Annotated in this window: 30 protein-coding genes and 1 tRNA gene; 8 read left to right on the forward strand and 23 right to left on the reverse strand. The window is 64.3% G+C overall.

Going from position 1 to position 24233, the window contains the following annotated elements; all coding sequences use genetic code 11:
• From DVK00_RS01275 to DVK00_RS01355, 17 genes are read right to left on the reverse strand one after another with little or no spacing between them, the layout of a single operon-like run.
• Complete coding sequence (locus tag DVK00_RS01275; RefSeq protein WP_004516956.1) at positions 1-393, reverse strand: 30S ribosomal protein S8; 393 nt, start codon at positions 391-393, stop codon at positions 1-3.
• A gap of 2 nt (positions 394-395) precedes the next feature.
• Positions 396-581, reverse strand: coding sequence for a 30S ribosomal protein S14 (locus DVK00_RS01280; RefSeq protein ID WP_008312921.1), 186 nt, complete (start codon positions 579-581; stop codon positions 396-398).
• Positions 578-1111, reverse strand: coding sequence for a 50S ribosomal protein L5 (locus tag DVK00_RS01285; RefSeq protein WP_101350581.1), 534 nt, complete (start codon positions 1109-1111; stop codon positions 578-580). Before DVK00_RS01285 ends, DVK00_RS01280 begins: the two co-directional genes overlap by 4 nt.
• Positions 1108-1812: a 30S ribosomal protein S4e gene (locus DVK00_RS01290; RefSeq protein WP_101350582.1), complete on the reverse strand. Its 705-nt coding sequence runs from the start codon at positions 1810-1812 to the stop codon at positions 1108-1110. Before DVK00_RS01290 ends, DVK00_RS01285 begins: the two co-directional genes overlap by 4 nt.
• Positions 1809-2171 (reverse strand): 50S ribosomal protein L24, encoded by a 363-nt coding sequence (gene rplX / locus DVK00_RS01295; RefSeq protein ID WP_121577118.1) that lies wholly within the window; start codon positions 2169-2171, stop codon positions 1809-1811. Before rplX ends, DVK00_RS01290 begins: the two co-directional genes overlap by 4 nt.
• Positions 2172-2175: 4 nt before the next feature.
• Positions 2176-2574 carry a 50S ribosomal protein L14 gene (locus DVK00_RS01300; RefSeq protein ID WP_004516961.1) on the reverse strand — a complete coding sequence of 133 codons (399 nt, stop codon included), beginning with the start codon at positions 2572-2574 and terminating at the stop codon, positions 2176-2178.
• Positions 2574-2927 carry a 30S ribosomal protein S17 gene (locus tag DVK00_RS01305; RefSeq protein ID WP_008312918.1) on the reverse strand — a complete coding sequence of 118 codons (354 nt, stop codon included), beginning with the start codon at positions 2925-2927 and terminating at the stop codon, positions 2574-2576. Before DVK00_RS01305 ends, DVK00_RS01300 begins: the two co-directional genes overlap by 1 nt.
• Positions 2918-3202 carry a ribonuclease P protein component 1 gene (locus DVK00_RS01310; RefSeq protein ID WP_101350584.1) on the reverse strand — a complete coding sequence of 95 codons (285 nt, stop codon included), beginning with the start codon at positions 3200-3202 and terminating at the stop codon, positions 2918-2920. The genes DVK00_RS01305 and DVK00_RS01310 overlap by 10 nt, the downstream gene beginning before the upstream one ends.
• On the reverse strand, positions 3202-3417 hold the full coding sequence (gene rpmC, locus DVK00_RS01315) for a 50S ribosomal protein L29 (protein WP_004516964.1): 216 nt from the start codon (positions 3415-3417) through the stop codon (positions 3202-3204). Before rpmC ends, DVK00_RS01310 begins: the two co-directional genes overlap by 1 nt.
• A complete protein-coding gene (locus DVK00_RS01320) occupies positions 3414-4328 on the reverse strand; it encodes a 30S ribosomal protein S3 (protein WP_101350585.1) in 915 nt (304 codons plus the stop codon). Before DVK00_RS01320 ends, rpmC begins: the two co-directional genes overlap by 4 nt.
• Positions 4328-4795 (reverse strand): 50S ribosomal protein L22, encoded by a 468-nt coding sequence (locus DVK00_RS01325; protein ID WP_101350586.1) that lies wholly within the window; start codon positions 4793-4795, stop codon positions 4328-4330. Before DVK00_RS01325 ends, DVK00_RS01320 begins: the two co-directional genes overlap by 1 nt.
• A gap of 2 nt (positions 4796-4797) precedes the next feature.
• On the reverse strand, positions 4798-5220 hold the full coding sequence (locus DVK00_RS01330) for a 30S ribosomal protein S19 (protein ID WP_101350587.1): 423 nt from the start codon (positions 5218-5220) through the stop codon (positions 4798-4800).
• Complete coding sequence (locus tag DVK00_RS01335) at positions 5217-5939, reverse strand: 50S ribosomal protein L2 (protein ID WP_004516968.1); 723 nt, start codon at positions 5937-5939, stop codon at positions 5217-5219. The genes DVK00_RS01330 and DVK00_RS01335 overlap by 4 nt, the downstream gene beginning before the upstream one ends.
• Before the next feature lie 2 nt (positions 5940-5941).
• Complete coding sequence (locus DVK00_RS01340) at positions 5942-6199, reverse strand: 50S ribosomal protein L23 (RefSeq protein ID WP_004591553.1); 258 nt, start codon at positions 6197-6199, stop codon at positions 5942-5944.
• A complete protein-coding gene (gene rpl4p, locus DVK00_RS01345; RefSeq protein WP_101350588.1) occupies positions 6196-6936 on the reverse strand; it encodes a 50S ribosomal protein L4 in 741 nt (246 codons plus the stop codon). Before rpl4p ends, DVK00_RS01340 begins: the two co-directional genes overlap by 4 nt.
• A gap of 3 nt (positions 6937-6939) precedes the next feature.
• Positions 6940-7956 carry a 50S ribosomal protein L3 gene (gene rpl3p / locus DVK00_RS01350; RefSeq protein ID WP_121577119.1) on the reverse strand — a complete coding sequence of 339 codons (1017 nt, stop codon included), beginning with the start codon at positions 7954-7956 and terminating at the stop codon, positions 6940-6942.
• A 4-nt stretch (positions 7957-7960) separates the two neighbouring features.
• Entirely contained in the window at positions 7961-8806 is an 846-nt protein-coding gene (locus tag DVK00_RS01355; RefSeq protein ID WP_121511699.1) for a putative RNA uridine N3 methyltransferase, read from the reverse strand.
• A 348-nt stretch (positions 8807-9154) separates the two neighbouring features.
• Between DVK00_RS01355 and DVK00_RS01360 the strand changes: the two genes are divergently transcribed.
• The 5 genes from DVK00_RS01360 (at position 9155) to DVK00_RS01380 (ending at position 11907) form a co-directional block, all read left to right on the forward strand.
• Positions 9155-9226 (forward strand) — tRNA-Gly (locus tag DVK00_RS01360).
• 141 nt (positions 9227-9367) lie between these two features.
• Entirely contained in the window at positions 9368-10015 is a 648-nt protein-coding gene (locus DVK00_RS01365; protein ID WP_121535132.1) for an HVO_2922 family protein, read from the forward strand.
• A gap of 98 nt (positions 10016-10113) precedes the next feature.
• Entirely contained in the window at positions 10114-10446 is a 333-nt protein-coding gene (locus DVK00_RS01370) for an MTH1187 family thiamine-binding protein (RefSeq protein WP_101350592.1), read from the forward strand.
• A gap of 24 nt (positions 10447-10470) precedes the next feature.
• The gene (mch, locus tag DVK00_RS01375) at positions 10471-11403 is read left to right on the forward strand and encodes a methenyltetrahydromethanopterin cyclohydrolase (protein WP_121535133.1); all 933 of its coding nucleotides are present in this window, start codon (positions 10471-10473) and stop codon (positions 11401-11403) included.
• A 6-nt stretch (positions 11404-11409) separates the two neighbouring features.
• Positions 11410-11907 (forward strand): hypothetical protein, encoded by a 498-nt coding sequence (locus tag DVK00_RS01380; protein ID WP_121577120.1) that lies wholly within the window; start codon positions 11410-11412, stop codon positions 11905-11907.
• Positions 11908-11931: 24 nt separating this feature from the next.
• Here the strand turns inward: DVK00_RS01380 and DVK00_RS01385 are convergent, their stop codons facing one another.
• From DVK00_RS01385 to DVK00_RS01395, 3 genes are all read right to left on the reverse strand, one after another.
• Positions 11932-13563 (reverse strand): GTPBP1 family GTP-binding protein, encoded by a 1632-nt coding sequence (locus DVK00_RS01385; protein WP_121577121.1) that lies wholly within the window; start codon positions 13561-13563, stop codon positions 11932-11934.
• A gap of 266 nt (positions 13564-13829) precedes the next feature.
• Positions 13830-14513 carry a phosphoglycolate phosphatase gene (locus tag DVK00_RS01390; RefSeq protein ID WP_121577122.1) on the reverse strand — a complete coding sequence of 228 codons (684 nt, stop codon included), beginning with the start codon at positions 14511-14513 and terminating at the stop codon, positions 13830-13832.
• 37 nt (positions 14514-14550) lie between these two features.
• Positions 14551-15120, reverse strand: a complete 570-nt coding sequence (locus DVK00_RS01395; protein WP_101350597.1) for a J domain-containing protein — start codon at positions 15118-15120, stop codon at positions 14551-14553.
• A 574-nt stretch (positions 15121-15694) separates the two neighbouring features.
• Here DVK00_RS01395 and DVK00_RS01400 point away from each other — a divergent pair.
• Positions 15695-18805 carry an adenosylcobalamin-dependent ribonucleoside-diphosphate reductase gene (locus DVK00_RS01400; RefSeq protein WP_121577123.1) on the forward strand — a complete coding sequence of 1037 codons (3111 nt, stop codon included), beginning with the start codon at positions 15695-15697 and terminating at the stop codon, positions 18803-18805.
• Positions 18806-18888: 83 nt separating this feature from the next.
• On the opposite strand, the gene DVK00_RS01405 is transcribed toward DVK00_RS01400, so the two are convergent.
• Positions 18889-19179 carry a hypothetical protein gene (locus tag DVK00_RS01405; RefSeq protein ID WP_101350599.1) on the reverse strand — a complete coding sequence of 97 codons (291 nt, stop codon included), beginning with the start codon at positions 19177-19179 and terminating at the stop codon, positions 18889-18891.
• 43 nt (positions 19180-19222) lie between these two features.
• Positions 19223-20743, reverse strand: coding sequence for a sulfite oxidase (locus DVK00_RS01410; protein ID WP_101350600.1), 1521 nt, complete (start codon positions 20741-20743; stop codon positions 19223-19225).
• A gap of 105 nt (positions 20744-20848) precedes the next feature.
• Here DVK00_RS01410 and DVK00_RS22175 point away from each other — a divergent pair, with 105 nt between their 5' ends.
• Together DVK00_RS22175 and DVK00_RS01415 are read left to right on the forward strand one after the other, a co-directional pair.
• The gene (locus tag DVK00_RS22175; RefSeq protein WP_004591539.1) at positions 20849-20971 is read left to right on the forward strand and encodes an HVO_2523 family zinc finger protein; all 123 of its coding nucleotides are present in this window, start codon (positions 20849-20851) and stop codon (positions 20969-20971) included.
• Between the two features lie 46 nt (positions 20972-21017).
• Positions 21018-23594 (forward strand): PAS domain S-box protein, encoded by a 2577-nt coding sequence (locus tag DVK00_RS01415; RefSeq protein ID WP_121577124.1) that lies wholly within the window; start codon positions 21018-21020, stop codon positions 23592-23594.
• Here the strand turns inward: DVK00_RS01415 and DVK00_RS01420 are convergent.
• The gene (locus DVK00_RS01420) at positions 23572-24231 is read right to left on the reverse strand and encodes a TVP38/TMEM64 family protein (RefSeq protein ID WP_101350602.1); all 660 of its coding nucleotides are present in this window, start codon (positions 24229-24231) and stop codon (positions 23572-23574) included. The genes DVK00_RS01415 and DVK00_RS01420 overlap by 23 nt on opposite strands.
• Between the last annotated feature and the right edge of the window lie 2 nt (positions 24232-24233).

Raw genomic sequence — 24233 nt, forward strand, 5'->3', positions numbered from 1 at the left:
TTAGTATACGTACGCGATGACTTGGCCACCAACGCCCTGCTCACGAGCCTCGTAGTGGCTCATGATGCCGTGGCTGGTCGTGACGACAAGGGTCCCGTAGTCACGGGCGGGGAGGAACCGCTTCTCCCACTTTTCGAACTCGTCTGCGCCCGCAGAGTAGCGGGGCTTGACCGGGCCACACTCGTTGATGGCTCCTTTCAGTTCGACTTCGAACTCGCCGGCTTTGCCGTCGTCGACGAAACTGAATCCGTCGATGTACCCGCGGTCGTAGAAGACCTCGAGGACGCTGCCGATCTCGTTCGAAGCGGGCGATACTGTCTGCTCTAGGTGCCCGACGCTCTCGGCGTTGTTAAGCGCCGACAGTGCGTTGGCAAATGGGTCGTTCCCTGTCATTGTTAGCTGTACTTCTTGAAGCCCATGCCCCGCGAAATCTCGCGGAAGCACTGGCGGCACAGCCAGATATCGTACTTGCCGACGAGTCCCTGTTCGCGCCCGCAGCGCTGACAGGACTCGAGCTGGCCAGTTCGCTCACTGGTTGCCGTCTCGGAATCGGGCTCGTCTGTGGTTTCACTTTCGCTCATTCGCTCACCTCCACGTCGTAGGTCGACTCGATGAAGGCGACCGCGTCCGCCGGGTTGAGTCGATGCTTCGTCGGAATCGAGCGCGACGCCTTGTCGCGCTTGGCGACGCGGTAGCCGGGGCGGACGAGATTGACCGTCACGTCCAGCCCGTAGATTCCGATGCTCGGGTCGTACTCCTGGCTCGGGAACTCGGTGTGTTCCTCGACGCCGAAGCTGAAGTTGCCGGTATCGTCGAACTGGCTCGTCGCCAGTTCAGCGAGCGGCAGCGCCGTCTGGAGGAACTCTTCGGCCATCTCGTCGCGGAGGGTGACCTTCGCACCGATGGGGTCGCCCTCGCGGATGTCGAACTCGCCGACAGTCCGCTTGGCCTTCGTTCGAACCGGCGTCTGTCCGGTGATTTCCCCGAGAATGTCCTCTGCGTTGGCGAGGTCGCGCCCACCGTGGCCAATACCCATGTGGACGACGACCTTCTCGATGCGCGGTTCGCGCATCTCGTGGAAATCGCCGCTGGACTCACTCTCGGAGCTCATTCGTCATCACCTGTGAAGTTCTCGTCGATGACGACGACGTACTCTTCGACTGTCTCGAAGCCGTCGCCGTCGTCCTGTGAGACGATGACGTTGTTCTGGGCCGAGCCCGGCGTCACCTGAATCTCCTCGATTTCGCCGACCTCGCCCGCGTGGGCACCGTCGACGGCGGTGACAAGCGCGCCCTCTTCGTATTCGAAGTGGGCGACGATTTCGCCGTCCTCGTTGCCGACGACGATGGAGTCACCAGCATCGTAGGTCTGGTCGTCCTCGACGATGAGTGTCTCACCGTCGTGGAGGCCCAGCTGGACGTCGCCACCGGAGACGTGGGTCTTGGTGACGATTTTGCCGAGCTTGGATTCGGCCGCGTCCGGGTCGATTGCGGTCAGCGCCAGCCGACCACCCTCGCCGGGGAACACGCGGTAGTACTCCTCGCGCTCGGTGAAGGCCAGGATGTCGAACATCCCGACGGGGCGCTCCTCGTCGGAGATAGCCTTCCCGTTGATGAGGACGTTGTCCTCGTTGAGGGCGTAGCGGGCTTCTTTGCGGTTGTCGGCGTAGCCGAGCACGTCCCGGAGAACGATGAGTAGGGGAACCCCGTCCTCACCGTGCGGGCCGGCACCGGCTTTCACCGTAAACGTCGCGGTCTTGCGCTCTACAGGCCAGCTGTTTGGCACCGAGAGTCGCTTCTGGTGGTTACTCATGCGGAATCATCCTCCGATTCGAGACGCGCCTCGCGCTTCTCGTCTTCGAGGTCTAGGTCTGTCACGCGGACGTTCGAGGTGTCCAGCGGTCGCGGGACTTCCTCGCCGTCCGTCTTTTCGAGCGTGACATCCTCGACGTGGATGACGGCCTTGTCGAGGTCTACGTTGAGGACTTCGCCTTCGTCGCCAGCGAAGTCGCCACGGAGCACCTCGACGGTGTCACCGGTGTTGACGCGGACGTTTCGCTGGCCGTACTCCTCGCGGAGGTCGGCTGACAGCGTCGCCCGGACCTGCTTGTGCCGCTCGTGAAGCGGGGCACGTCGTTGACTCTTGCGTTGTTTGTCTGGTTGCTTGCTCATGGTTCTATACGATCATCGTCGCTGCTGATGCCACACTGCCGAATCGCTGTGCGACTTCCCGTGCGATGGGACCTTTCAGCTCGGTCCCGCGCGGGTCCTCGTTCTCGTCGACGATGACGGCCGCGTTGTCTTCGAACTTGACGCGGGTACCGTCGGGTCGACGGATCGGCTTTCGCTGGCGGACGACGACGGCTTCGAGCACCTGGCGACGCATTTCGGGCGTCCCCTTGGTGACCGAGACCGTGATCTTGTCGCCCAGTCCAGCTTTGGGGTGGCGGTTCTTCGTTCCCGAGTAGCCGTGGACGGAAATGACCTTGAGTTCGCGCGCTCCCGTGTTGTCCGCACACGTGATGAGCGAGCCCTTCTCTAGGCCTTGCGTGACGTCAGCACCGAGTGCTTCCATCAGGCATCACCGTCCTGTTCGTCGTTCGCGGCCTCGTCCGAGCCCGCGCTAACGACGACGTGGCTTTTCGTTTTCGAGAGCGGTCGACACTCTGCTATCGTGACCGTGTCACCGACCGCGAGGTCGAGACAGTCGGGTGCGTGAGCCGGAACGCGGCTCCGCCGCTTCATGAAGCGGTCGTATTTCGGCACCTTCACGTCGTACTCGCGCTCGACGACAACGGTCTTCTCCATGTCAGTGGAGGCTACCTCGCCGTTCAGTGTCTGTCCGCGCACGGAGAGCTCTCCGTGGAACGGGCAGTTCTGATCGGCACAGGTTTCCTCCGGTTCCTGTACGTTCAGTCCTAGCGCCATAGTGAATCTCCTGTGTTCTCTGTGCGACGAGCGGGACGCGCGACGAGTCGGTCGCCGTCGACCTGGACTCGCTGTCCGTCGACGCCGAACGAAAAGGTCGCGCTGTCCTTCGGCACGTGCCACACCCGGTCAGTCCCCTCGACCGTCAGCATCTGTGTCGTCTCCATGACGACAGTGCCGCTGATACCGACGGCGTCCGGGTTGGACGCCGCGACGACCTCACAGTCGAGGCCGACGAGTTCGTGTCGTGGGAGCGTCTCGGGTGTCAGTGGCATTATTCGTTCTCCTGCAGGTCGCCTTCTTCGCCCTGAATCGTCTTGATGCGGGCGATGGCCTTCCGCAGCTCCTTGATGCGGCCGGGGTTCTCCGGCGCACCACCCGCGGCCTGGACGGCCCGGGCGTTCAGCAGTTCGGTCTTCAGGTCGTCGAGTTCCGCCTCGCGCTCGGCGGGCGTCATGTCCCGAATTTCCTGGACGTGGAGGACAGTCATTCGTCCTCACCCTCCTCGTCCATTTCGTCCATCAGCTCTTCGGCTTCCGCCTCGACGTCTTCGTCGAGTTCCTCGTCGACGGCCTCTTCGAGTTCGTCGACATCGACGTCCTCGACATCGTCGTCGGTCGGGACTTCGACGTCTTCCTCGACGATTTCCTCGTCGACGAACTCCTCGTCGGACTCGGCGTCGTCGGTGGCCCCGGCGGCCACGTCCTCGTCGAGTTCCTCGGCGGTTTCGCTGTCTTCGGGCTCGCCCTCGAGGAGTTCCTCAACGGACTCGCCGTCGGTGTCGGCCACGTAGTCCTCGACGTCGACATCCTCGTAGATCTCGAAGTCGTCGGGGAGCTCCGCGTCCGGCGGGATGATCTTGACTCGGACCCCGATGGTACCGAGCTTCATCACGGCGACGCCGACACCGCTGTCGACGATTTCCTCCGCGGGCTCGCCGTTGTGCTTGACGTAGCCGCGGTTGAACTTCTCCACGCGCGAGCGTGCACCCGTGACCTTGCCGGAGAGGACGATCTCTGCGCCGAGCGCGCCCGACTCCATGATACGATCAATGGTGGTGTGGCCCGCTTTGCGGAAGTACCAGCCACGCTCGAGTGCGTTGGCCAGTCGGTCCGCGACAATGCGGGCGTTGAGGTCCGGCTCGTCGACTTCCTGCACGTCGACTTGCGGGTCGTCGAGGTTGAACCGCTCCTCGAGTTCCGTCGTTATCTTCCGGATGTTCTTCCCGCCCTTGCCGATAACCATCCCTGGCTTCTCGGCTTTGAGCACGATCTGGGTCCCCATCGGCGTCTTGGCGACGTCCATGCCGCCGTAGCCGGCGCGACCGAGTTCCTCTGCGAAGAACTCGTCGATCTGGGTCCGCTGGAGTCCGTCCTCGATGAACTGTTGTTCGTCGGCCATTAGTCTTCGACCTCCGGCTCTTCGAGGATGAGTTCGACGTCGACCTGCGGGCTGTTCCACGCCGAGGCACGCCCCATCGCGCGGGGCTTGCGACCCTGCTGCTCGCCGACCTTGTGGGCGGCGACGTGCTTGATCGTCATGGCCTCACCGTCGAAGCCCTGGTGGTCGGCGTTGCCGACCGCGTTCTCGAGCAGGTCGAGGAAGGCCTTGCTGGCCTTCTCCGGATAGCGTCCGGCGTCCCAGCCGTCGACCTTGCTTTTGTGGCCGACGCCCGAGTTGTGCTGTTTGAACGGAACGGGCTGGTCGCCCTCGATAACCGCATCGAGGTAGTCGACAGCCTCGCCGGCCGTTTTGCCCTTGATCTCGCGGGCGATGGCCTTGCTGTGCTTGAAGCTCATCTGCCGCTCCCGGAGCATCGCTTTGGCCGTCGTGTCCGGGTCGGCTTCGACTGAGTAACTGATTCCCATGATTATTTGAGCGGTACGAACTTCGAGGAGCGTGTCGCTCCGATACCGGCCTGACCGTGTTCGACGCTACTCCGGGTGAGCTGGAACTCACCGAGGTAGTGGCCGAGCATCTCGGGCTCGACTTTGACACGCTCGAAGTTCTGGCCGTCGTGGACGGCGAAGGTCAGCCCGACCATCTCCGGGAGCACCGGCATGTCGCGCAGGTGCGTCCGGATCGGGTCGTTGGCTGTCTCCTCTTCGCCGGCCGCGCGGGCCTTGTCGAGGAGCTTGTGTTTCTCCTCGGTCAGGCCGCGTACGATACTTCGCCGCTGTCGAGCGGGGAGCAGTTCCGCGACTTCCTCGAGCTCCATCTCCTGCAGCTCGTCGAGCGTGTGGCCGCGGAAGGAGAACTCTCCTTCGTGGCCGATTTGATACTCTGAACTCATTCGTTGCCACCTCGACCAGTTCGCTTCGAGGCGATGTCCCCGACCTTACGGCCAGGCGGGGCGTTCCGCGAGATGGACTTGGGCTTGCCGGGGTGCTGGCGGCCGCCACCACCGAACGGGTGATCGACAGCGTTCATCGCAACACCGCGGACGTTGGGCCACTTCGTCCCTCGCGCTTTCATCTTGTGATGCTTGTTGCCAGCCTTGACGAACGGCTTGTCAGTTCGGCCGCCACCGGCGACGACGCCGATGGTGGCGCGACACTGCGGGTCAAGCCGCTTCATCTCCCCGGAGGGGAGCTTGACGACCGCGACGTTGCGGTCGTGGGTGAGCAGCTGGGCGTTGACACCCGACGCGCGGGCGAACTTCCCACCGTCACCGGGGCTGGATTCGACGTTACACACCGGGACTCCCTCTGGGATTTCGGCCAGCGGGAGCGTGTTCCCGGGTGCGATTTCGGCGCTGACGCCGACCTGTAGCTCGTCGCCCACCCCGACGCCCTCCGGCGCGAGGATGAGACGACGGTCGCCGTCTTCGAACTCGACGGCGGCGACCGGGGCCGAGCGGGCCGGGTCGTGCTCGATGTCGACGACTGTGCCGGCGACGACGTCGCCGTCCTCGACCTTGCGGTGCTCCAGATCAGCCTTGTAACGGTGCGACGGCGCACGGAACGTAGAGGTCCCGCGGCCGCGCCGTTGTCCTTGGATTCGTCGTCCCATCGTTAGAACACCCCAATTCTGGAGGCGACTTCCTGGGCGTCGTCGTCCTCGGAGAGGCGAACGACGGCCTTCTTCTCGCCGTCCATCGTGTTCTGCGTGTTGACCTGTTCGACTGTCACGTCGTACTGCTCCTCGACGGCGTCGGCGACCTCGCCCTTGGAGGCGCGGTCGTCGACGGCGAACTGGAGCTTGTTCTGGAAGTCCATGTCGTTCATGGCCTTCTCAGTGACGTGTGGGTGTTTGATGACATCCCAGCTCATCGCTCGGCCACCTCCGCGAGTGCGGATTCCGTGAAGACGGTGAGTCGACCGGGTGCGCCGCCGGGCGCGAGGTCTTCCGTGTTGACCTCGCTTGCGGTCGCCACGTCGGCTCCCGCGAGGTTGCGGGCGGCCGTCGACGGCTCGTCGCTGGTCACGAAGAGGATCGAGGCGGGACGACGGTACTTCCGTCCGCGGGCCGACCCCTGTCCAGCCTTGATCTTCGTCTCGTCGGCGCGGTCGATGTCCGCGTGGACGTCGAGCGCCTCCAGCAGCGAGACGACTTCCTGCGTCTTGACGAGGTCCTCGAAGTCGTCGGAGACGACGACGGGGACTTCGTCACGGTCGAACTCGTGGCCACGGTCGGCGACGAGGTCGGCGTCGGCCGTCGCGGCCAGCGCCGAGCGAACGGCCAGCTGCCGTTCCTTGTCGTTGAGGTCGAGCGAGCGGTCCTTCTCGGCTTTCGGCGGGTGGGCGCGTCGCCCCTTGACCGCCTGCGGGACGCGGCGGGCACGGCCGTCCTGCTTCGGGACGTGTGCCTGCCCGCGGCCGCTACCGAAGGACTCGGCCGGCGTTCGGAGGCCGGCGTACTCGTCGGACCCGTAGTCCTGCTTCCGGTTGGCCTGTGCGGCACGTACAGCCTTGCCGATGAGGTCGGTCCGAACCGGCGTCTCGAAGACGTCCGGCAGGTCGACCTCGCCGTCTGTGTTGCCGTCCAGGTCGTAGATTGTTGCCTGCATAGGTTATCCCTGGTTCGATTCGTTGGAGACGTAGCGCACCTCGGGGTCGAGGCGCGGCTGGTCGTTCGGACGCACTGCGGGCCGGAAGCGCACCAGGCGCTTGTCCGGACCGGGCACGGAGCCTTTCACGAGCGTGTACGACCCATCGACCTCGCCGTAGTTGACGAAGCCGCCATCGACGGTGGGCTCGTCGCCCTCGCCGATGTCGATGAGACGCTTGTTGAGCTCGGTGCGCTGGTGGTAGCCGGTCTGCCCCTGCTGGGGGACCGTCGAGCGCACGCGGGACGGGTTCCACGGACCGAGGTTGCCGATCCGTCGGCGCCATCCCTGGCGGGCGTGCTTGCCCTTCCGCTTCTGGACGCCCCACCGCTTGACGGGACCCTGCGTCCCCTTGCCTTTCGTGACACCGGCAACGTCGGCGTACTCGCCGGCGCGGAAGATGTCGTTCATGGCGTGTTCGCCACCGTCCTCGACGAGGTCGAGGGCGTAGTCGAGGCGGTCCGAAACGGACCCGCCGCCGACGCGAGTCTCCATCACGTCGGGCTTTTTCTTCGGGACGCTCGGGACGGCGTCGGGGACGGTGTGCGTAATAAGTCGCAGGTCCCCGAGGTCACCGGCCTCGTGAGCGTCGCGTATCTGTTCCTCAGCAGCGTCCGGGTCGTGGTCCTCCGGAACGTCCAGGGTCCGGTCGAGCTCCGAGTGGAACTCGTCGGTCCAGACTTCCGTCAGCGGACGCTGACCGTACGGCGTGTCTTCGTACGCTCGCAGGGCGACGGCGCGCATCGGCGGCGTCTCGATGACTGTCACCGGGACAGTCTCCTCCATCCCCTCGCGGGGGGAGTTGGGTTCGTCGTTGACAAGCACGACGTGTGTCATGCCTGCCTTGTAGCCGGCGAACCCCTGGACGCCCGGCTGCCCGTCGTCGGACGGCCAGCTGTTAAAGCGAGGTGTCTCGCTCGTCGAGCGCTTGCGCGGGCTAAAGCCCATTGAGCCTTTGCGTGGTCTGCTTGGTTGTGGCATTCGTTTACTCCGTGAGGGTTAGACAGGTGAGGGAGGCGAACAGAGCTTCCTCCGTCCGCACGACCTCACTGCCCTGGTTCGGAACCGTATTCAGCCAGAGGTCGAACCCTTCTGGTTCGTCGCTCGTCTGGTCTCCCCCGACGGCGTCCGGGGCAACGTCGAGTATCGACGGTAACCCGCGCTCGGGTGCCCCGAAGGCGACAGTCATGCCGCCCTCGGCGTCGCGCCGCTCGGCCAGCTGGCCGAGACGGGTCGACGTTACCGGCTCGCCGTATCGCGAGGACGCGATAGTGAGCCCGGCATCGTCGCGCGAGAGTGCCGCATCGAGGTCCGCGGCGACAACGTCGAATCCCGTTGTAGGGGCGTCGACGAGTTTCGCCCGGACCGGCCGTCGCGAAGAGACCCTGACGGTCACGCGCTCCCCCTGTGCCACGTCCATATCCGCTGGGACGGGCAGGGAGATCGGGTGTTGCATGCCGCAATTGACCCGGACGCGCCCATCAGCTCCGACCTCGGTCACGATTCCCTGTCTTAACGACCCCGAACCCTCAGATCCGGAGCCGGTCTGTGAACGCACGCGGAGCGGCGGCAGGACGCCGACGTACTCTAGTTCGTCCCGCTTACCCCACATCTCCTTTCGGAGGTGCGGGGGCGTCGCGGCGTACCGCAGCACGGTTTCGACGAACCCGTCTTCCCACTTGCCCGCCCCGTCAGGGTCGGGATACACTGTCAGCCGATCAACCCGGTAGACCGCAGCCGCGCGGGCCACGTAACCGAGCTTGCGAGTTGCCTCGCGTCTGTCCTCGGCTTCCCGTGCGAGGGAAGACGGCACGAGTACGCTGGTCGTCATGCCGTGACGCTTCCACGTCGCGCCACTAGACTGTGCCGATATCTCCCTTTCCAGGGCTTAAAAAGCCCCCGTTTCGCGTTCGCGATGCGTCGCGTTCACATGGTCCGTCATGCCGGTTCGGGACCGATGCAACGGCTCACTGTATTGCCGCTTCCGAAAGTCTATGTCTCGTGACGCCATCACATGATCCGGCGCTCAGCCGGGGAGATGATTGCCCTCACTTCCCATGGTTTTCCCCGGAAAACGGAAGGCTTTTTACTCTCACCCTCGCCAGATTTGATTGCAACGAGGCGTTGCGCGCTGGTACCGAGCGGCCGACGGCCGCGAAGGTCAGGGCGAACGAAGTACGCGCTGGTAGTGTAGTTGGTATCACGTGACCTTGCCATGGTCACAACCTGGGTTCAAATCCCAGCCAGCGCATTTCTGCCGACATCGACCGACGAGCACAGCGAGCCGTGTCGGCTCCTGACGTTTTGATGACGTGCTTCTGCGACAGACAGCACCGTCGGCTGACGAATCGGGGGGCAGCGTTATCCGTTTTCCCGTCGACAGTGTGGTTGCATGACAGACGAGACCGTCCACGAGTCACAGGAAACGCGGAGTCGAAGAGGAATCGCGTCGTACTTCCGGCGGTTGGCAAACAGGCTCAGCCGCGGCGAGCCAGTGCCGGCCGACGAGGAACAGACTGTGACTGTCGACCCACCGGCTGAGTCCGACTTCGAGGTCGGGGTCGAACGCGAGGACGGCACCGTCACTCTCGAAATCGAGATGGAGTGGGAGGAAGCGGACGGCGAGGTCGAGACCGAGGTCGTCGCGAGCAAGGCCACGTTCGAGGTGTACGAGGACAACGCCGAGCAGTACCGCTGGCGGCTCCGCCACGACAACGGGAACATCATCGCCGACAGCGGCGAGGGCTACGCCTCGAAGCAGAAGGCAAAGCAAGGGCTCGAGAGCGTCAAGAACAACGCCCCCGGCGCGTATGTCGTCGACAAATCCAAGGACGAGACCGCCCCCGACGACGGCGGGAGCAAGGCGACGTTCGAACTGTTCAAAGACAGCGGGGACAAGGCCCGCTGGCGGCTCCGCCACGACAACGGTGAGATAATCGCCGACTGCGGACAGGGGTACGCATCGAAGCAGAAGGCGAAACAGGGGCTCCAGAGCGTGAAGACGAACGCGCGCGGCGCACCAGTCGAAGAAGGCGAGTAACCGTTCCGAACAGCGGCGGCTTCGTTACTCCAGTCCGACAGCGATAGCAGCACGCGAGCACCACAGTGGTTAGGTCGCGGGCGCGCGTGGAGACTGATATGACCTGCATAGGGTTTCTCTCGGTCGCACCGGTCATCGAAGGCAGCATGTCCTCGTACGTCGCCGACGCCGTCGCGGCGCTGGAGGCGTTCGACGTCGACTACGAGACGACGCCGATGGGGACCATCATCGAAGCGGAGGACAGCGAGGAACTGTTCGCGGCCACCCACGCGGCTCACGAGGCCGTCGGCGAGCAGACCGACCGCGTGAGCACGTTCCTGAAGATCGACGACAAGCGGACTGTCGACCAGCAGGCGCGGGACAAGGTCGACGCCGTCGAGGAGCACCTGGGTCGGGCGGCCAGAAGCGACGCGGCCGAAGGCGGAGACTAAAGGGAAGGGTACCAAAGACGGCGTATGGACAGTCTCAATCGGATGGCCACGGAACTCGTCGACGAGGCCATCGACTTTGCCGATGAGCTCACGATAGACGTACACGCACTGGAAGGCGACGCCGCGGTGCTGGACTTCGGCGTCGAGGTTCCCGGTGCTGTCGAAGCTGGCATGTTGCTCGCGGAAATTCAGACAGCCGGGCTGGCGACGGTCCAGTCCACGATGGACACCGTTGGCGGCGCACCGTTGAACCACGTCGAGCTGTCGACAGACCACCCGGCACTGGCCCTGCTGTGCTCGCAGAAGGGCGGCTGGGAACTGGCCGTCGACGGCTTCGAGGCGCTCGGGAGCGGCCCGGCACGCGCGCTGGTCGCCGAAGAGGAGGCGTTCCAGCGTATCGGCTACCGGGAGGACGCCGACTTCGCTGTGCTGGCCCTTGAGACCGACGAACTGCCGGACGAGGACGTTGCGAGCCAGGTCGCCGAGCGCACCGGCGTCCCCGAGACCGGCGTGTTCCTGCCGTCGTTTGCGACAGCGAGCGTGACCGGGAGCGTTGTCGCCGCGGCGCGGGCCGCCGAGCTGGCCGTCTTCCGGCTGGCCGAGCTTGGCTTCGATCCGGTGTCGGTGCTGTCGGCCAGCGGCCGCGCGCCGGTCGCGCCGGTCGCCAGTAACGAGGCGACCGCGATGGCTCGGACCACAGACGCACTCGCCTACGGCAGCGAGGTGCATCTCACCGTCGACGAGTCCTTCGACCGCTTCGACGAGGTCCCCTCCGTCGCCGCCAGGGAGTACGGCGAGCCACTGGAGGGCGTCTTCGAGGACGTGGACTGGGACTTCGCGGAGCTTCCCGTCGAACTGTTTGGCCCAGCTGCCGTCACCATCGACGTTGTCGGCGGCGACACGCACGTCGTCGGTGAGACGAGCGAGAACGTGTTAGCCGAGAGCTTCGGCCTGTAATCGGGTATGCGCTACAAGGTCGCGCCGCCGGCCCGATCGCGTTCGTTTCTGGACACGGCGAGAAAGGCGATTCCGCTGGTCCCCGACAGCGAGGCCGACTGCTGTCGAGCGATACAGACAGCAACCGACGTATCCGACCGCGAAACGGCACAGGAGTACCTGGTGTTCCTGCAGGCACTGGGACTGGTCGCCGAGAGCGAACGAGGTTACTACCGGACGAGGACTGATCCCGACCGGGCGGCCCTTGCGACAGCCTTCGAAGAAGCGGTTTTCGGTGTCGACGTGCTCCTCGCTGCTCTCGATTCAGAGGGCGTAGATGCCGATGCTGCGTTCGAGGCGCTTCGGGCTGAGATTCCTCGCTGGGAGCGCGAGCGGCACACCGATTGGGAGGCCGTCTGGCGAGAGCGGACGACGAGTCTGTTGGATTGGGCCGTGCTGTTTGGTCTCGCAGAAAGAGCGGATGACGACTACAGGTTACTGACCGGAGACAGCGCAGACCGGTGAGAGGACGATAGAGACGGCGGGGCGCTACTCTGCCGGGTCGGTGTCGGTGACGGTGCCCACACCCTTCGAACTGCCCTCGCGGAAGACGAACTTCTGGCCCTCCTCGATAAGATAGGAGCGGAACTTAAAACTGATCCGGGCCTTGCCAGCGTCGCCCGGGAGCAACTGCCCGCCGTCCGGATAGAAGGCTGCGGCCTCGCTGACCGTTTCGAGGTGGACTACGGGTTCGTAGCCGTCACCGATGCGGGTCGGGTGGTTCAACACCATCACCTCGGCCTCGAACTCGCGGACCGGCGACGGGTCTGCGTCGCTCGGGAGCAGGACCATCCCACGCTCGATGTCTGCCTCGCGGACGCCCTTCAGCGCAATGCCGACGATGCGGCCGGCCTTGGCCTCGTCGACCCGGTGGTAGTGCATCTCGATGGAGCGGACCTCGACCTCGCGGAAGCTCCCGTCCTGCATCGGTCCGAGAAGCAGTTCGTCGCCCGCCTCGACCGCGCCGGACTTGATGGTACCCGAGGCGACCGCGCCGACGCCCTGGACGTTGTACGTCCGGTCGACGTACATCCGGAAGTCGCCCACTTCGCCGGCGGTTTTGGGCAGCGCCTCGAACATCTCGTCAAGGTCGTCCAGCCCCTCCTTGGTGACGGCGCTGGTGGTGATTACCGGCACGACGGTCTCGGAGATCTCGTTTATAGCCGTGTCCACGCCGTGGCGCTCGACCCGGAGCGGCGTCTTGTCGACCTCTCGCAGTGCCTGCTCGACGGAGCGTTCGACCTCGGCGACCCGCTCTTGCTCGACGAGGTCGGTTTTGGTAATGGCGACAATCGTCGGGAGGTCCGTCGCCAGCAGGATACCGAGGTGTTCCCGCGTCGTCTCGGTCACCCCGTCGTCGGCCGCGACGGTCAAGAGACCGTAGTCGAGTTTCTGGCCGACGAGGCCGCGGATTGTCGTCCGGAGCCACGGTTCGTGGCCAACAGTGTCGACGAAAGAGACGAGCCTGTCGGACTCTTCGACGACTCGTGCTCGGTCGTCTTTCCGATGTGGGTTGTCCATGCGGATCGGCTCTCCGTCGTCGTCGAAGCCGTAGACGCCGTAGGAGAGGTCCGCCGACAGTCCCCGCTCGACTTCGTGAGGCTGGACATCCAGAAAACCGCGGGTCCCGCCTTCGCCGTCGTCGGCGTCACCGGTGACCAGCGACCCCACGAGCGTGGATTTGCCGTGGTCGACGTGCCCAGCAGTTCCGACGACGATGTGGTCGTCGTCCGCGAGGACCGACCCCTCGGAGACCGTTGCCACACCCACGATGCCGTCCGTGTCGGTCGACCCGTCGTCCGAGATGCCATCGACGCCCCATGTTTTGACATCCTCGATGTGTGCGCCGGCCTCTTCTGCCAGCAGGCTGAGTACGTCCATCGACTCGGAAAACTCCGCCGGCGAGATGCCTGCGAGACCACCGTCGTCGGTGACCCCGACGACGTACGTCGCCTCCCCATCCCCGGAGAGAACGCGGTGGCGCAGCTGCGCCGCGAGAGATTCGAGTCGCCCCTCGGACAGGTGGAGGTTCTCGGTGAGCCGTTCTTTGAACTCGACGCTGCCGCCCTCACGCTCGCCGCGGTCAAGCGCACGCCGGAGGACAGCCCGGTCGGGGCTCATATCCCCTCGTTACCGTGGGGCAGACATAAGCCTTCCCCGGATTTACGGCTCTAGAGCCCTCCTGAATCCGGTGGCTGAGTGTATCTCTCACAGTAGCGCTCGGACGGATATTTATACGCAAGGACGCGGCCAGCGCGGGCCATGGACTGAGCCGCCACGCGGGGTTCGCGGTTGCGTGACGCCGCTCCGTGTGCTAGCTGGTGTCGATGGCGTCACCTGCTTGCCCATTCGGACAGGGACTGGTCAGACCGTCGGTCATGCGACCGTCACTCCCGGTATGGCGCGACCGCTTCGAGAAAGCCGTCGCCGTAGCTCCCGCTGGTCACTCGGTCGGCCCGTTCGAGTGCCGTCTCATCGGCATTAGCAACAGCAACAGCCTCGCCGGCCAGGTCGAACATCTGGGCGTCGTTTACCGAGTCGCCGACCGCCAGAAACTCGGCCGGCTCCAAGCCCAGTTCTGCACACACCGCTTCAAGACCGGTCCCCTTGTCGACGACCGGGTCCGTCACGTGGTAGGCGAAGCCGGTGTCGAGGACGACGAGCCCGCGCGCCGCAGCCAGTTCCTCCAGTGGTTCAAGCGGCCGATCGCGCGACACGACGAGTTCCGTCTCGCGCCATCGGTTTGCCAGATCGACCTGCCCGAAACCGAGGTCGTGGCCCAGATCGCGGTAGGACTCGCCGACCGCTAACGCCGCCTCGTGGTCGCCTTCCAGCCTGAGTTCGTCGCTCGCTTCGACGAACACGACGCCGCCGTTCTCGGCGACGACTGTCCGCTCGATACCCAGAAACTCACAGAGGGCAATCGGGAACGGCATTGCCTTACCGGTGGCGATGACGACGCGTGCAGGCCACTCGCGGAGGACTGGCATGACGTGGGGGTCGATTGCGCGGTTCTCGTCGGTTAGTGTCCCGTCGATGTCGACAATGAGGGGCGGCGTGTCGGTGTCCATACGTTCCGGTTCGGAGCACCGCTTATGGAAATTGCGGTCAGTCGTCGGTCAGCGTCTCGTAGGCTGCCTGCACCTGCTTGAATTCCCGTTCACTCCCGCTGTCGGTGTCGGGATGGACCTCTTTGACTTTCTCCCGGTAGGCCCGCTTGATGGAACTCTGGTCGGCATCCGGGTCGAGGCCCAGCCGTCGGTAGGCCTCCGCCGGACTCGGTCCCGACGACTGAACGCGCTGTCGGCGCTGCCGGCCGCCCGCTGTCTGGCGTCGTTGGCGCTGGCGTCGCTGGCGGCGACGCTGGCCACCCTGACTCGCCTGTGAGCGGCGTGCTCGACGACCGTCTCGCGGTGGTTCCCACTCCTCTCGTGGCCCGGCTCCGAACCCGCCGCGACGGGCATTCCCCGTGTTCTGTGCCGCCTGTCGCTCAACCCGTTCGTAGAGGCTTGCCGCCATCTTCCCGCTGAGGTGGTAGTACATGAAATACGTCGACACCCCGAACATGAGCGCCAGAAAGAGCACCGCAGGATTGATTACGAGGCCCACCGCCGTCAGGACGACTGTCAGGCCTCCAAACACCACTGCGATTCCCTTGGTGAGCCCATCGTACTGCACGCGTTCTTCTTCGGTCCACAGACCTGTAAGCGTCCCGCCTCTCGCCTGTCAATCAGTTCGCTCTCGGACTCTATAGCGGACACGTTCCAGAAGAACCAAGAGCAAAACAGCGAACATGCACGCGATATCGACAACCGCACGGACTGACAGGACTGATTTGGCAAAACCGCACTAGGGCGGAGGGCCTAACACAGTCTTATAACCTCCCCACGTACCGTTAGTGAGCGGCTGTCACAACGCGCAAACCCCCGCCTGTTTCTACTGGATATCTCGGTCACGTCTGGTGGTTCACGAGGACGGGTTTTCACTTTCACCTCGGTCTAGACAGTATTAAGAAGAATCGACGGCATCTATTCCGTTGTACGCGGCTATCGTTTCACGCGTCACCAGCACAGTTCGTCGAGCACCGTAGCCGCGACTCCGGAGCTTGCTACGGCCGCCACCGAATCGCAGACAAGAAGGATTAAACGCTATCGATGAATACGTATTCGCCGCCAGAAATGACAGGATCACGGGTAGCTACGACGAGGGGTATCGACCGACAGACGGCCGCTGTCGGGAGGAGGAGCGGGCGATGAGTAACAGCGACCTTTCCGCCGACGAGATCACGCTCCCGATCAAACGTACCGACGGTGACACGATCGAAGAGCGACTCACAGGCAACGCCTACCACAACATTCTCCCGGCTCGCTACCTCCGGAAGGATGCCAACGGTGACCTCATCGAGGAACCCGAAGACCTCTTCGACCGCGTCGCCAAGAACATCGCGCTCGCCGAAGCAGTGTTCGAGGCCAACAAGCAAGACATCGACGTATACGTCTCGCCGGACCAGTTGAAGCCCGACCACCCGCGCCGCGACGAGCTCGCCGACGAGGTGTTCGGCAAGGGCACGTCGGTCGACGACGATGTCGAGACCGAACTCTCTGTTTACAACGTCAACAAGTTCGCTTACGAGACGATTGTGCCGGAACTGCCCGAGGGCGTCCGCGAGCATGTCAAAGCAACCGCCGACGCCTTCCAGGAGCAGATGGAACAGCTTTCCTTTATGCCGAACTCGCCGACGCTGATGAACGCCGGCGACGAACTCCAGCAGCTCTCGGCCTGTTTCGTCGACTCACCGGCTGACGACATCGACGACATCCACCAGACCGCCAAGGAGGCCGCACAGGTCTTCCAGTCCGGCGGTGGCATGGGCTATGCGTTCTGGAAGCTCCGCCCGTACGGCGACCCCGTCGGCTCCACCGGCGGCATCGCGTCCGGCCCCATCACGTTCATGCGGACCTACGACCAGATGTGCGAGACCATCGCGCAGGGCGGGGCTCGCCGCGGCGCACAGATGGGCGTCATGCGCGTCTCCCACCCGGATGTCATCCAGTTCATCCACGCCAAGAACAAGGACGTCTCGCTGGCCGAGACACTCCGCCTGAACGACCCGGACGACTTCACGCACAACTCCTTTGCCGAGGCCCTGGAAGAAGCACGGGAACTCATTGACGACGACGGAAAGGTGCCAAAGCACCTCCGCAACGCCGTCGAGGGCCACCTCTCGAACTTCAACATCTCCGTCGGGGTCACTGACGACTTCATGGAGGCGCTGAAAGCCGGCGAAGAATTCACCTTCACCAATCCACGAACGGGCGACGCCCACATCGTCACCGAAGAGACGAAAGAACTGTACGACATGTTCGGCCTCGGCGAGCACGTCGAGGTCGGCGAGGAGCTCTCGATTCCGGCCGAGGAGCTCTGGGACGACATCGTCGAGGGCGCTCACGAGAACGGCGAGCCCGGTGTCATCTATCTCGAACGGGTGAACAAGCAACACTCCTTCGACGTCGAGGAACACCCCGACCACGAGATTCTCGCCACGAACCCGTGTGGCGAACAGCCCCTCGAAGAGTACGAGGCCTGCAACCTCGGGCACATCAACCTCTCGACGCTGGCTGCCACGGACGCGCCGGACTGGCGCGTCTGGTCGGACCGTCACGCTGACGAATACGACTCGATTGAAGCGGCTATCGACGCGTTCCTCGAGGAAGCGATCGACTGGGACGAGTTCGACCGACGCATCGAACTCGGCACCCGCTTCCTCGAAAACGTCGTTACGATGTCCGACTTCCCGGTCGAGAAGATCGAGCAGAAGGTCCGGGAGATGCGCAAGATTGGCCTCGGTATCATGGGCCTCGCACAGCTGTACATCCAGCTCGGCGTCGCCTACGGGACCGAGGAGGCAAACGAGATCGCCCGCCAGACGATGCGACACATCAACCACGGGTCCAAGGCCACGAGCCACGAACTCGCCGAGGAACGCGGCGTCTTCTCCGAGTGGGAGAACTCCAAGTACGCGAACCCGACGGACTACCCCGACTGGTTCGAGAAGCAGACCGGCGAGGACGCCGAGGATTGGGCGGACGGCTACCCGATCCGCAACCACAACACCACGACCATCGCCCCGACCGGGACGACCTCGATGATCGGCAACACCACCGGTGGCTGTGAGCCGATCTACAACGTCGCCTACTACAAGAACGTCTCCGACGACGTGCAGGGCGACGAGATGCTCGTGGAGTTCGACGACTACTTCCTCCGCGCACTGGAGGACAACGACATCGACGTCGAGGCCGTCAAGCAGGAGGCCCAAGAGCAGATGGCCAACAACGAGTTCGACGGCGTCGACGGGCTGACGACTGTGCCCGACGCCATCGGCGAGCTGTTCGTCACGACTGGCGACCTCTCGGCGAAGCAGCACGCGGGTATCCAGGTGGCCTGTCAGGAGGGCGTCGACTCCGCCATCTCGAAGACGGTCAACGCCCCGAACGACTCCACGACCGAGGACGCAGCCGAAGTGTTCGAGTACATCTACGACCACGGCGGCAAGGGCGTCACCTACTACCGCGACGGCACCCGCAGCAAGCAGGTGCTGACAACGCGCGCCCAGAACACGGAGTTCTCGGACATGGACGCCGAGGAGGTCGTTGCCCAGATAGAGGAGGTCTTCGGCGGCATCGAGGGCTTCCTCGAAGACGAGGCTGTTCAGGCCGCCCTCGACGACTCCGTTGAGGAAATCCTGAGTGTCGCCGACGGCGACACCGACGCCGAGTTCGCCAAGAAGCAGACCCGGCCGGACGTGCTCCATGGCGTCACCCAGCGCATCGACACCGGCTACGGAAAGCTCTACGTCAACATCAACGAGGACCCCGAGGCCGACCGGCCGTTCGAGCTGTTCGCCAACATCGGCAACTCCGGCGGCTTCACCGCCTCCTTCACCGAGGCGCTGGCAAAGACCATTTCGACGGCGCTACGCTCGGGCGTCGACCCCGAGGAAATCGCCGACGAACTGCAGGGCATCCGGTCGCCGAAGGTCGCCTGGGACAAGGGCGAGCAGATACAGTCTATCCCGGACGCCATCGGCACCGCCCTGCGTCGCTACCTCGACGGCGACGTCGACAAGGCCTATCCCGACCAGACCACGCTGGAGGAGACGGCCGAGAAGGCCGAAGGCGAGACCGAACCCGCCACACAGACCCAGACCGACGGCGGTGCGGCCGCCGCAGCCGACACGAGCGGCGACCAGCAGGACATCATCGACGCCGGCGAGAGCCCGGAATGTCCTGACTGTGGCTCGCTGTCGCTGTACTACTCAGAGGGTTGCAAGACCTGCGAGTCCTGTGGCTGGTCCGAGTGCTGACCGTCTCAGCCTGAGAGGCGGCTCTGTCATTCGCCGCGCTTGAAGCCCGTTCTTTTCACGTTCGCTGACTCGCCGAGGACCGGCTACCGGAACTCGGTCACGTCGTACACGCCGGTAATCGTCGTTTCCTCGACGGCTGCGGTGATTTCTGTCCCTTCCTCAGCCGCCGAATCTGCGACGAGCGTGACTGGTTCGATGGGCTGGCGGCGAAGAAAGGCTGCAATCCGTTCGAGCCACGACGGCGTCCCACCCTTCCGGCAGACGATAACGTAGCGCGATTCGGCGAGCGACGCCATCTCAGGTTCGAAGTCGTAGTCCTCGTGATCGGCCGGCGGGACGACGTGAATGACCTCGCCGGCAATCGTCTCGTCCATACACACGATAGCGACTACAGCGGTATGTGCCGCTCGCTTTGCATTACGAGTACTGCTTCGACACCCAGCCCGAGGCACCGCTGGGATAGGAGTCAGTCTCCTCCTCGGGCTGTACCTCGCCGCGTTGGTCGACCATCCGGACGACGACGGTGTGGCCGCCGGACGGCGGGTCATAGGTATGTTCCCACTGTCGCCATGCGTCCTCGGCGGGGCCGTCGCCGCTGGCGGCCGGCAGTTGGTCCGAGAGCGTTGCGTCCGCCCACGTCTCGCCGCCGTCGGTGGAGACCTCGACGCGCTGGACGCCGCGCAGGCCGGCGTAGGCGGGGCCGCCGATCCGCCGCCGGCCGTCGGAAAGCATCGATTCGTGGTGGAGTTTGGCGACCGGATTCACCGGCCCGGTCCCCTGCCAGCCGCGTTTCTCCCAGTAGCCGTCGGCCTCCTCGTCGAGAATTTCGATCTCCGAGAGCCACTTGACGTTGACCTCGCCCCAGTGGCCGGGGACCAGCGCCCGGACGGGGTAGCCGTGGCCGCGCGGGAGTATCTTCCCGTTCATTCCGTAGGCGAGCATCCCGCCCCGGAGCGCGTCGATGGGGAACTCCTCGTAGTAGTCGTCTTCGGCCCGGAGCATCACACACTCACAGCCGCTCTGGACGCCGGCTTCTTCGAGCAGGCTGTCGACGGGAACGCCGGTCCATAGCGCGTTGTCTATCTTGTAGCCGTTCAGACTCTCGCCGACACAGCGGAGCGTGATGAACCGGTTTTCGGCGTCCATCTCCAGGATGTCCCCGTAGTCGAGCGTGATCTCCTCTTCGACGGCACCAGTGATAGAGAGCGACCAGTCCGCGGCCGAGATCTGCGGGTCGATGGAGTTGATATCGACCTCGTAGAAGTTCTCGCTGACCAGCGGGTCTATGTCGCCAAAGCCAAGCGAGGACTCCGCGGCGACGGCGAGCTTCTCGTCGACATCGTCGAGGTCTGCCCCCGGCGCATTCAGTACGGGCGCGTCGTCACCCGTCGCGGCGACCGAACGCCGGTTACCAGCCGTGTAGCCGACCGTTGCCGCGGCGACAGCCGCACCGACCGTCGAGAGCGCCCGCCGTCGTTTCGAGGATATCGGCGACACCGAGCCACTGAGTCCGTCAAGGAGCTGCGCAAGGCCGACGACGGCGGCGGCGGGGACCGCCGGGCCAGCGGCAAGGACGACTTCGCCGGTGAGAACGACGCTGACAACCCAGGTGACGACAGCCGTTCCGACAACAGGGAGGGCGCGGTTATTCGCCAGTTGCCCGATGAGGATGGCTGCCCTGGCCGCCAGTGCGATGAACAGCCCAGCGAGCGCGATGGCGAACAGGAGATTCAACTGTTGGCCGAGACTGCCAAGCGACGAGATGGCGGTCGAGACGATGATGCCGGGCATCGACCGTGCGAGCGTCCGTTCGATAGGCGAGGCGATGAACGCAGGTGCGTAGCCAGTGACCGCGTAGGAGCCGGCCAGGCCCGCGACGGCTGCAACGACACTGACCAGCAGCCGCCCGCCGGGCGAGTCGAGAAGGTCGTCAGTCATGGCTGCACTGACGGTCTACCCGGCAAAAGAGATTGTTCCAATTTCACCCAGATTCCGTTCCGAAACTCCGGAAGACACAAGCGAGCGGGGTTGGTCTACGGAATCATGGACGAGCAGCCCGGCGGTCGGCCCTGCCCGCTCTGTGAACGGGCGATGTACCACCGACACTGCAAGTACGTCTGTCCGGAACACGGGGTCGTGTACGACTGCGCCGACACGTTCTACTGACGAGACGCTCACGGGTTTATTAGCTTGGAACAATGAAAAGAGTGGTATGAGTGGTCACGGGGAGGAGATTTCGGTGCTGCACGTCGACGACGACCCCGACCTCGGTGACCTCGTTGCGGTCCATCTGGAGCAAACGCACGGCGACATCTCTGTCTGTACCGAACGAAGTGCGGCCGACGGGTTAGCGCGACTGTCTGAACACGCGTTCGACTGTGTCGTCAGCGACCACGACATGCCGGGCATGGACGGACTCGAGTTTCTGAGAGTCGTTCGCGAGGAGTACGAGGAACTCCCGTTTATCCTCTTTACTGGCAAGGGAAGCGAGGAAATCGCGAGTGACGCGATCTCTGCCGGCGTCACCGAATACCTGCAGAAGGGAGTCGGAACGGACCAGTACGCCGTGCTCGCGAACCGTATCGAGCGGGCTGTGGGGGAACGACGGGCCAAGACCGCGCTCGAAGAGTCTGAGCGGATGCTGTCGACGCTCATCTCGAACCTTCCGGGAATGGTGTATCGCGCGCGGAACGAACCCGATTGGCCAATGGAGTTCGTCAGCGACGGTGCAGCGGAACTCGTCGGCTACAGTTCGGCGGCGCTCGAGAGTGGCGACGTTTCTTGGGGCACGCTCATAGAGGATTCCGAGACAGAGCGTCTCTGGGAGACAGTCCAGACCTGTATCGCCGCCGACGAACCGTTCGAAGTCTCCTACCAGATTGAGACGGCCGACGGTGAGACTCGCTGGATGTGGGAACGCGGGCGTGTCGTCGACACTGACGACGACGGCGTCGAAATCCTCGAAGGATTCATCACCGACGTGACCGCACGCGAGGAGCGCGAACGGGAACTCGCGGATCAGCGGGCATTTACCGAGAAGCTCATCGACTCTATCGACGATATGTTCTACGTGGTCGCTACCGACGGGAGCCTGGTCCGATGGAACGACACCGTCCCGTCGGTGACCGGGTACACCAACGAGAAATTAGCGTCGATAGGAATTGACGAGCTCATTGTGGACTCTGACCACGACAAACTGTGGCGGATATTCGAGGAGACGCTGGAGACCGGGTACGGAACCATCGAGGCAGGTGTTGAGACGGCTGACGGCGAGCAACTCCAATATGAGTTCAAGGGCTCGCTCATCGAGGACGAGCGCGGTGACCCGTTCGGGATTGCTGGAATCGGCCGGGATATCACCGAGCGGAAGCGTCGAGAGCGGGCACTCAGAGAGTATCGCACGCTAGTTGAAAACGTCGGAGACCCGATGTACGTCCTCGATAGGGACGGGACCATAGAGATGGTGAACGAGGCGATGGCCGTCCATCTGGGGTACGACCGCTCGGAAATCATCGGCTCGAATCCGGCCCGGTTCATGCCCGACGCGGACGTCGAGGAAGCGGCAGACCTCATTCGTGACCTGCTCGACGACGAGCGAACGTGGGCGTCCTACGAGATGCGGACGATATCGGCTGACGGGACGGTTCGGATCAACGAAGACAGGATCGCCCCACTGTTCGACGAGGATGGAACCTTCGACGGCTCGGTCGGTGTGATGCGTGAAATAACGGATCGAAAGCAGCGCAAGCGGGAACTCGAACGCTACGAGACGATTATCGAGGCCGTCGGCGACCCGGTGTACACCCTCGACGACGAGGGCGTGTTCACCTACGCGAACGAGGCGATAGAGCGACTGACGGGCTTCGAGCCGGATACCCTCATCGGTGAACACATCTCCACGATTATGGCTGGTGATGACATCGACCGCGGTAGCGACCTCATCCGGACCATGCTATCCGAGCCGACCCGGCAGAACGTGACCTTCGAAACCGATATCGTCGACCAGGACGGGGAGCACACCCCTATCGAGATTCACATCGCGTTACTTCCGGCAGCCGATGGAGAGTTCAACGGCACGGCGGGCGTCATCCGCGACATCAGCGACCGGAAAGAGAGAGAGCGACAGCTCGCGGAGTTCGCCTCCGTCGTGAGCCACGACCTCCGGAACCCGCTGAACGTGGTCAAAGGGCGGATATCGGCCGCTCGGACGTCGGGCGACGTATCGCACCTCGAAGCGGCGGAGTCCGCGGCCGACCGGATGGACGACCTCATCAACGACCTGCTGACCCTCGCCAGACAGGGCGAGACGGTCGGTGAGACGGCGATGGTGGATCTCACCGCTCTCGCTGGGCAGGCCTGGGCCGATGTCGAAACAGGCGAAGCCAAGCTGGAAGAGCACGGAACGGCGACGGTTGAGGCCGACGCGGCACGGCTCCGGACGGTGTTCGAGAATCTGTTCCGAAACAGTGTGGAACATGGGTCCACGAGCAGTCGGTCAGGGACCGACGGCGGCGTGGAACACGGGGCCTCGACGGATGATGCCGCACCGATAACGGTCTCCGTCGGGACGACAGACAACGGTTTCTACGTCGCCGACGACGGAGCCGGAATCCCGCCGGAGGAGCGACAGGACGTGTTCGGCCGCGGCTACACCACGAGCGACACGGGGACCGGCTTCGGGCTGGCAATCGTCACCGAAGTTGCGCAGGCTCACGGCTGGTCGGTGTCGGTGACAGAGAGCGAAAGCGGTGGCGCGCGGTTCGAGTTCACGACGAGTTCGGAGCGTTGACGTGGCGATAGGCCGGTCCCGCAAGCACCAACACGGCCAGCGCCGCCGAAAACAGCAGGACGTGCGGGAGCGCGTCGATAGTGAGGCCGGTGAGCGTCAACGACCGCAGCGACGCGCCCGCAGTGACCTCGACGGCAACCCACGGAATCTCTCCGAGAAAGGTCCCGACAGCGAACGAACGCGGCGAGACGCGGGCGAACCCGGCCCCATAGGACACGGGGTCCGCGGGAACCGGTGAGAGCCGCGCTGCGAGGACGCCCCGCATCTCGCCGGTTACCTCGATGATCCGGCGGCCGGAGTCGCCCAGCCAGCCGAACATCCCGCCCTGTTCACCAGCCCGGAGCGCGAACCGGTAGGGAATGAGGCACGTGACGAGTGCCCCCATCAGCGCGACCGGGAAGCCGTACTTGACGCCGAGGACGAACCCGACGAACGCGGACAGCGGCATCGTGGGCCACGCAAAGAACGGGCGGATGAGATACAGGCCGACGATGACGCCCGCGAGGTAGACAGGGTGGTCGGCCAGGTGCAGCATCTGAGCTACCACCCGCTCGGGCGTGAGCAGCGTCGTCGCAATGGCGACGACTCCCACCAGCCCAGCAGTCCCGACCAGCTGTCGCTTCGCGAGGCGGTCCATCT

Origin of the sequence: Haloarcula sp. Atlit-47R (assembly GCF_003665985.1) — an archaeon.
Lineage (GTDB): Archaea > Halobacteriota > Halobacteria > Halobacteriales > Haloarculaceae > Haloarcula > Haloarcula taiwanensis.

Excerpts from the sequence above, each read along its gene's own strand:
- DVK00_RS01275 (WP_004516956.1), bottom strand. The coding sequence starts at position 393 with ATGACAGGGAACGACCCATTTGCCAACGCACTGTCGGCGCTTAACAAC.
- DVK00_RS01280 (WP_008312921.1), bottom strand. The coding sequence starts at position 581 with ATGAGCGAAAGTGAAACCACAGACGAGCCCGATTCCGAGACGGCAACC.
- DVK00_RS01285 (WP_101350581.1), bottom strand. The coding sequence starts at position 1,111 with ATGAGCTCCGAGAGTGAGTCCAGCGGCGATTTCCACGAGATGCGCGAA.
- DVK00_RS01290 (WP_101350582.1), bottom strand. The coding sequence starts at position 1,812 with ATGAGTAACCACCAGAAGCGACTCTCGGTGCCAAACAGCTGGCCTGTA.
- rplX (WP_121577118.1), bottom strand. The coding sequence starts at position 2,171 with ATGAGCAAGCAACCAGACAAACAACGCAAGAGTCAACGACGTGCCCCG.
- DVK00_RS01300 (WP_004516961.1), bottom strand. The coding sequence starts at position 2,574 with ATGGAAGCACTCGGTGCTGACGTCACGCAAGGCCTAGAGAAGGGCTCG.
- DVK00_RS01305 (WP_008312918.1), bottom strand. The coding sequence starts at position 2,927 with ATGGCGCTAGGACTGAACGTACAGGAACCGGAGGAAACCTGTGCCGAT.
- DVK00_RS01310 (WP_101350584.1), bottom strand. The coding sequence starts at position 3,202 with ATGCCACTGACACCCGAGACGCTCCCACGACACGAACTCGTCGGCCTC.
- rpmC (WP_004516964.1), bottom strand. The coding sequence starts at position 3,417 with ATGACTGTCCTCCACGTCCAGGAAATTCGGGACATGACGCCCGCCGAG.
- DVK00_RS01320 (WP_101350585.1), bottom strand. The coding sequence starts at position 4,328 with ATGGCCGACGAACAACAGTTCATCGAGGACGGACTCCAGCGGACCCAG.
- DVK00_RS01325 (WP_101350586.1), bottom strand. The coding sequence starts at position 4,795 with ATGGGAATCAGTTACTCAGTCGAAGCCGACCCGGACACGACGGCCAAA.
- DVK00_RS01330 (WP_101350587.1), bottom strand. The coding sequence starts at position 5,220 with ATGAGTTCAGAGTATCAAATCGGCCACGAAGGAGAGTTCTCCTTCCGC.
- DVK00_RS01335 (WP_004516968.1), bottom strand. The coding sequence starts at position 5,939 with ATGGGACGACGAATCCAAGGACAACGGCGCGGCCGCGGGACCTCTACG.
- DVK00_RS01340 (WP_004591553.1), bottom strand. The coding sequence starts at position 6,199 with ATGAGCTGGGATGTCATCAAACACCCACACGTCACTGAGAAGGCCATG.
- rpl4p (WP_101350588.1), bottom strand. The coding sequence starts at position 6,936 with ATGCAGGCAACAATCTACGACCTGGACGGCAACACAGACGGCGAGGTC.
- rpl3p (WP_121577119.1), bottom strand. The coding sequence starts at position 7,956 with ATGCCACAACCAAGCAGACCACGCAAAGGCTCAATGGGCTTTAGCCCG.
- DVK00_RS01355 (WP_121511699.1), bottom strand. The coding sequence starts at position 8,806 with ATGACGACCAGCGTACTCGTGCCGTCTTCCCTCGCACGGGAAGCCGAG.
- DVK00_RS01365 (WP_121535132.1), top strand. The coding sequence starts at position 9,368 with ATGACAGACGAGACCGTCCACGAGTCACAGGAAACGCGGAGTCGAAGA.
- DVK00_RS01370 (WP_101350592.1), top strand. The coding sequence starts at position 10,114 with ATGACCTGCATAGGGTTTCTCTCGGTCGCACCGGTCATCGAAGGCAGC.
- mch (WP_121535133.1), top strand. The coding sequence starts at position 10,471 with ATGGACAGTCTCAATCGGATGGCCACGGAACTCGTCGACGAGGCCATC.
- DVK00_RS01380 (WP_121577120.1), top strand. The coding sequence starts at position 11,410 with ATGCGCTACAAGGTCGCGCCGCCGGCCCGATCGCGTTCGTTTCTGGAC.
- DVK00_RS01385 (WP_121577121.1), bottom strand. The coding sequence starts at position 13,563 with ATGAGCCCCGACCGGGCTGTCCTCCGGCGTGCGCTTGACCGCGGCGAG.
- DVK00_RS01390 (WP_121577122.1), bottom strand. The coding sequence starts at position 14,513 with ATGGACACCGACACGCCGCCCCTCATTGTCGACATCGACGGGACACTA.
- DVK00_RS01400 (WP_121577123.1), top strand. The coding sequence starts at position 15,695 with ATGAGTAACAGCGACCTTTCCGCCGACGAGATCACGCTCCCGATCAAA.
- DVK00_RS01405 (WP_101350599.1), bottom strand. The coding sequence starts at position 19,179 with ATGGACGAGACGATTGCCGGCGAGGTCATTCACGTCGTCCCGCCGGCC.
- DVK00_RS01410 (WP_101350600.1), bottom strand. The coding sequence starts at position 20,743 with ATGACTGACGACCTTCTCGACTCGCCCGGCGGGCGGCTGCTGGTCAGT.
- DVK00_RS22175 (WP_004591539.1), top strand. The coding sequence starts at position 20,849 with ATGGACGAGCAGCCCGGCGGTCGGCCCTGCCCGCTCTGTGAACGGGCG.
- DVK00_RS01415 (WP_121577124.1), top strand. The coding sequence starts at position 21,018 with ATGAGTGGTCACGGGGAGGAGATTTCGGTGCTGCACGTCGACGACGAC.
- DVK00_RS01420 (WP_101350602.1), bottom strand. The coding sequence starts at position 24,231 with ATGGACCGCCTCGCGAAGCGACAGCTGGTCGGGACTGCTGGGCTGGTG.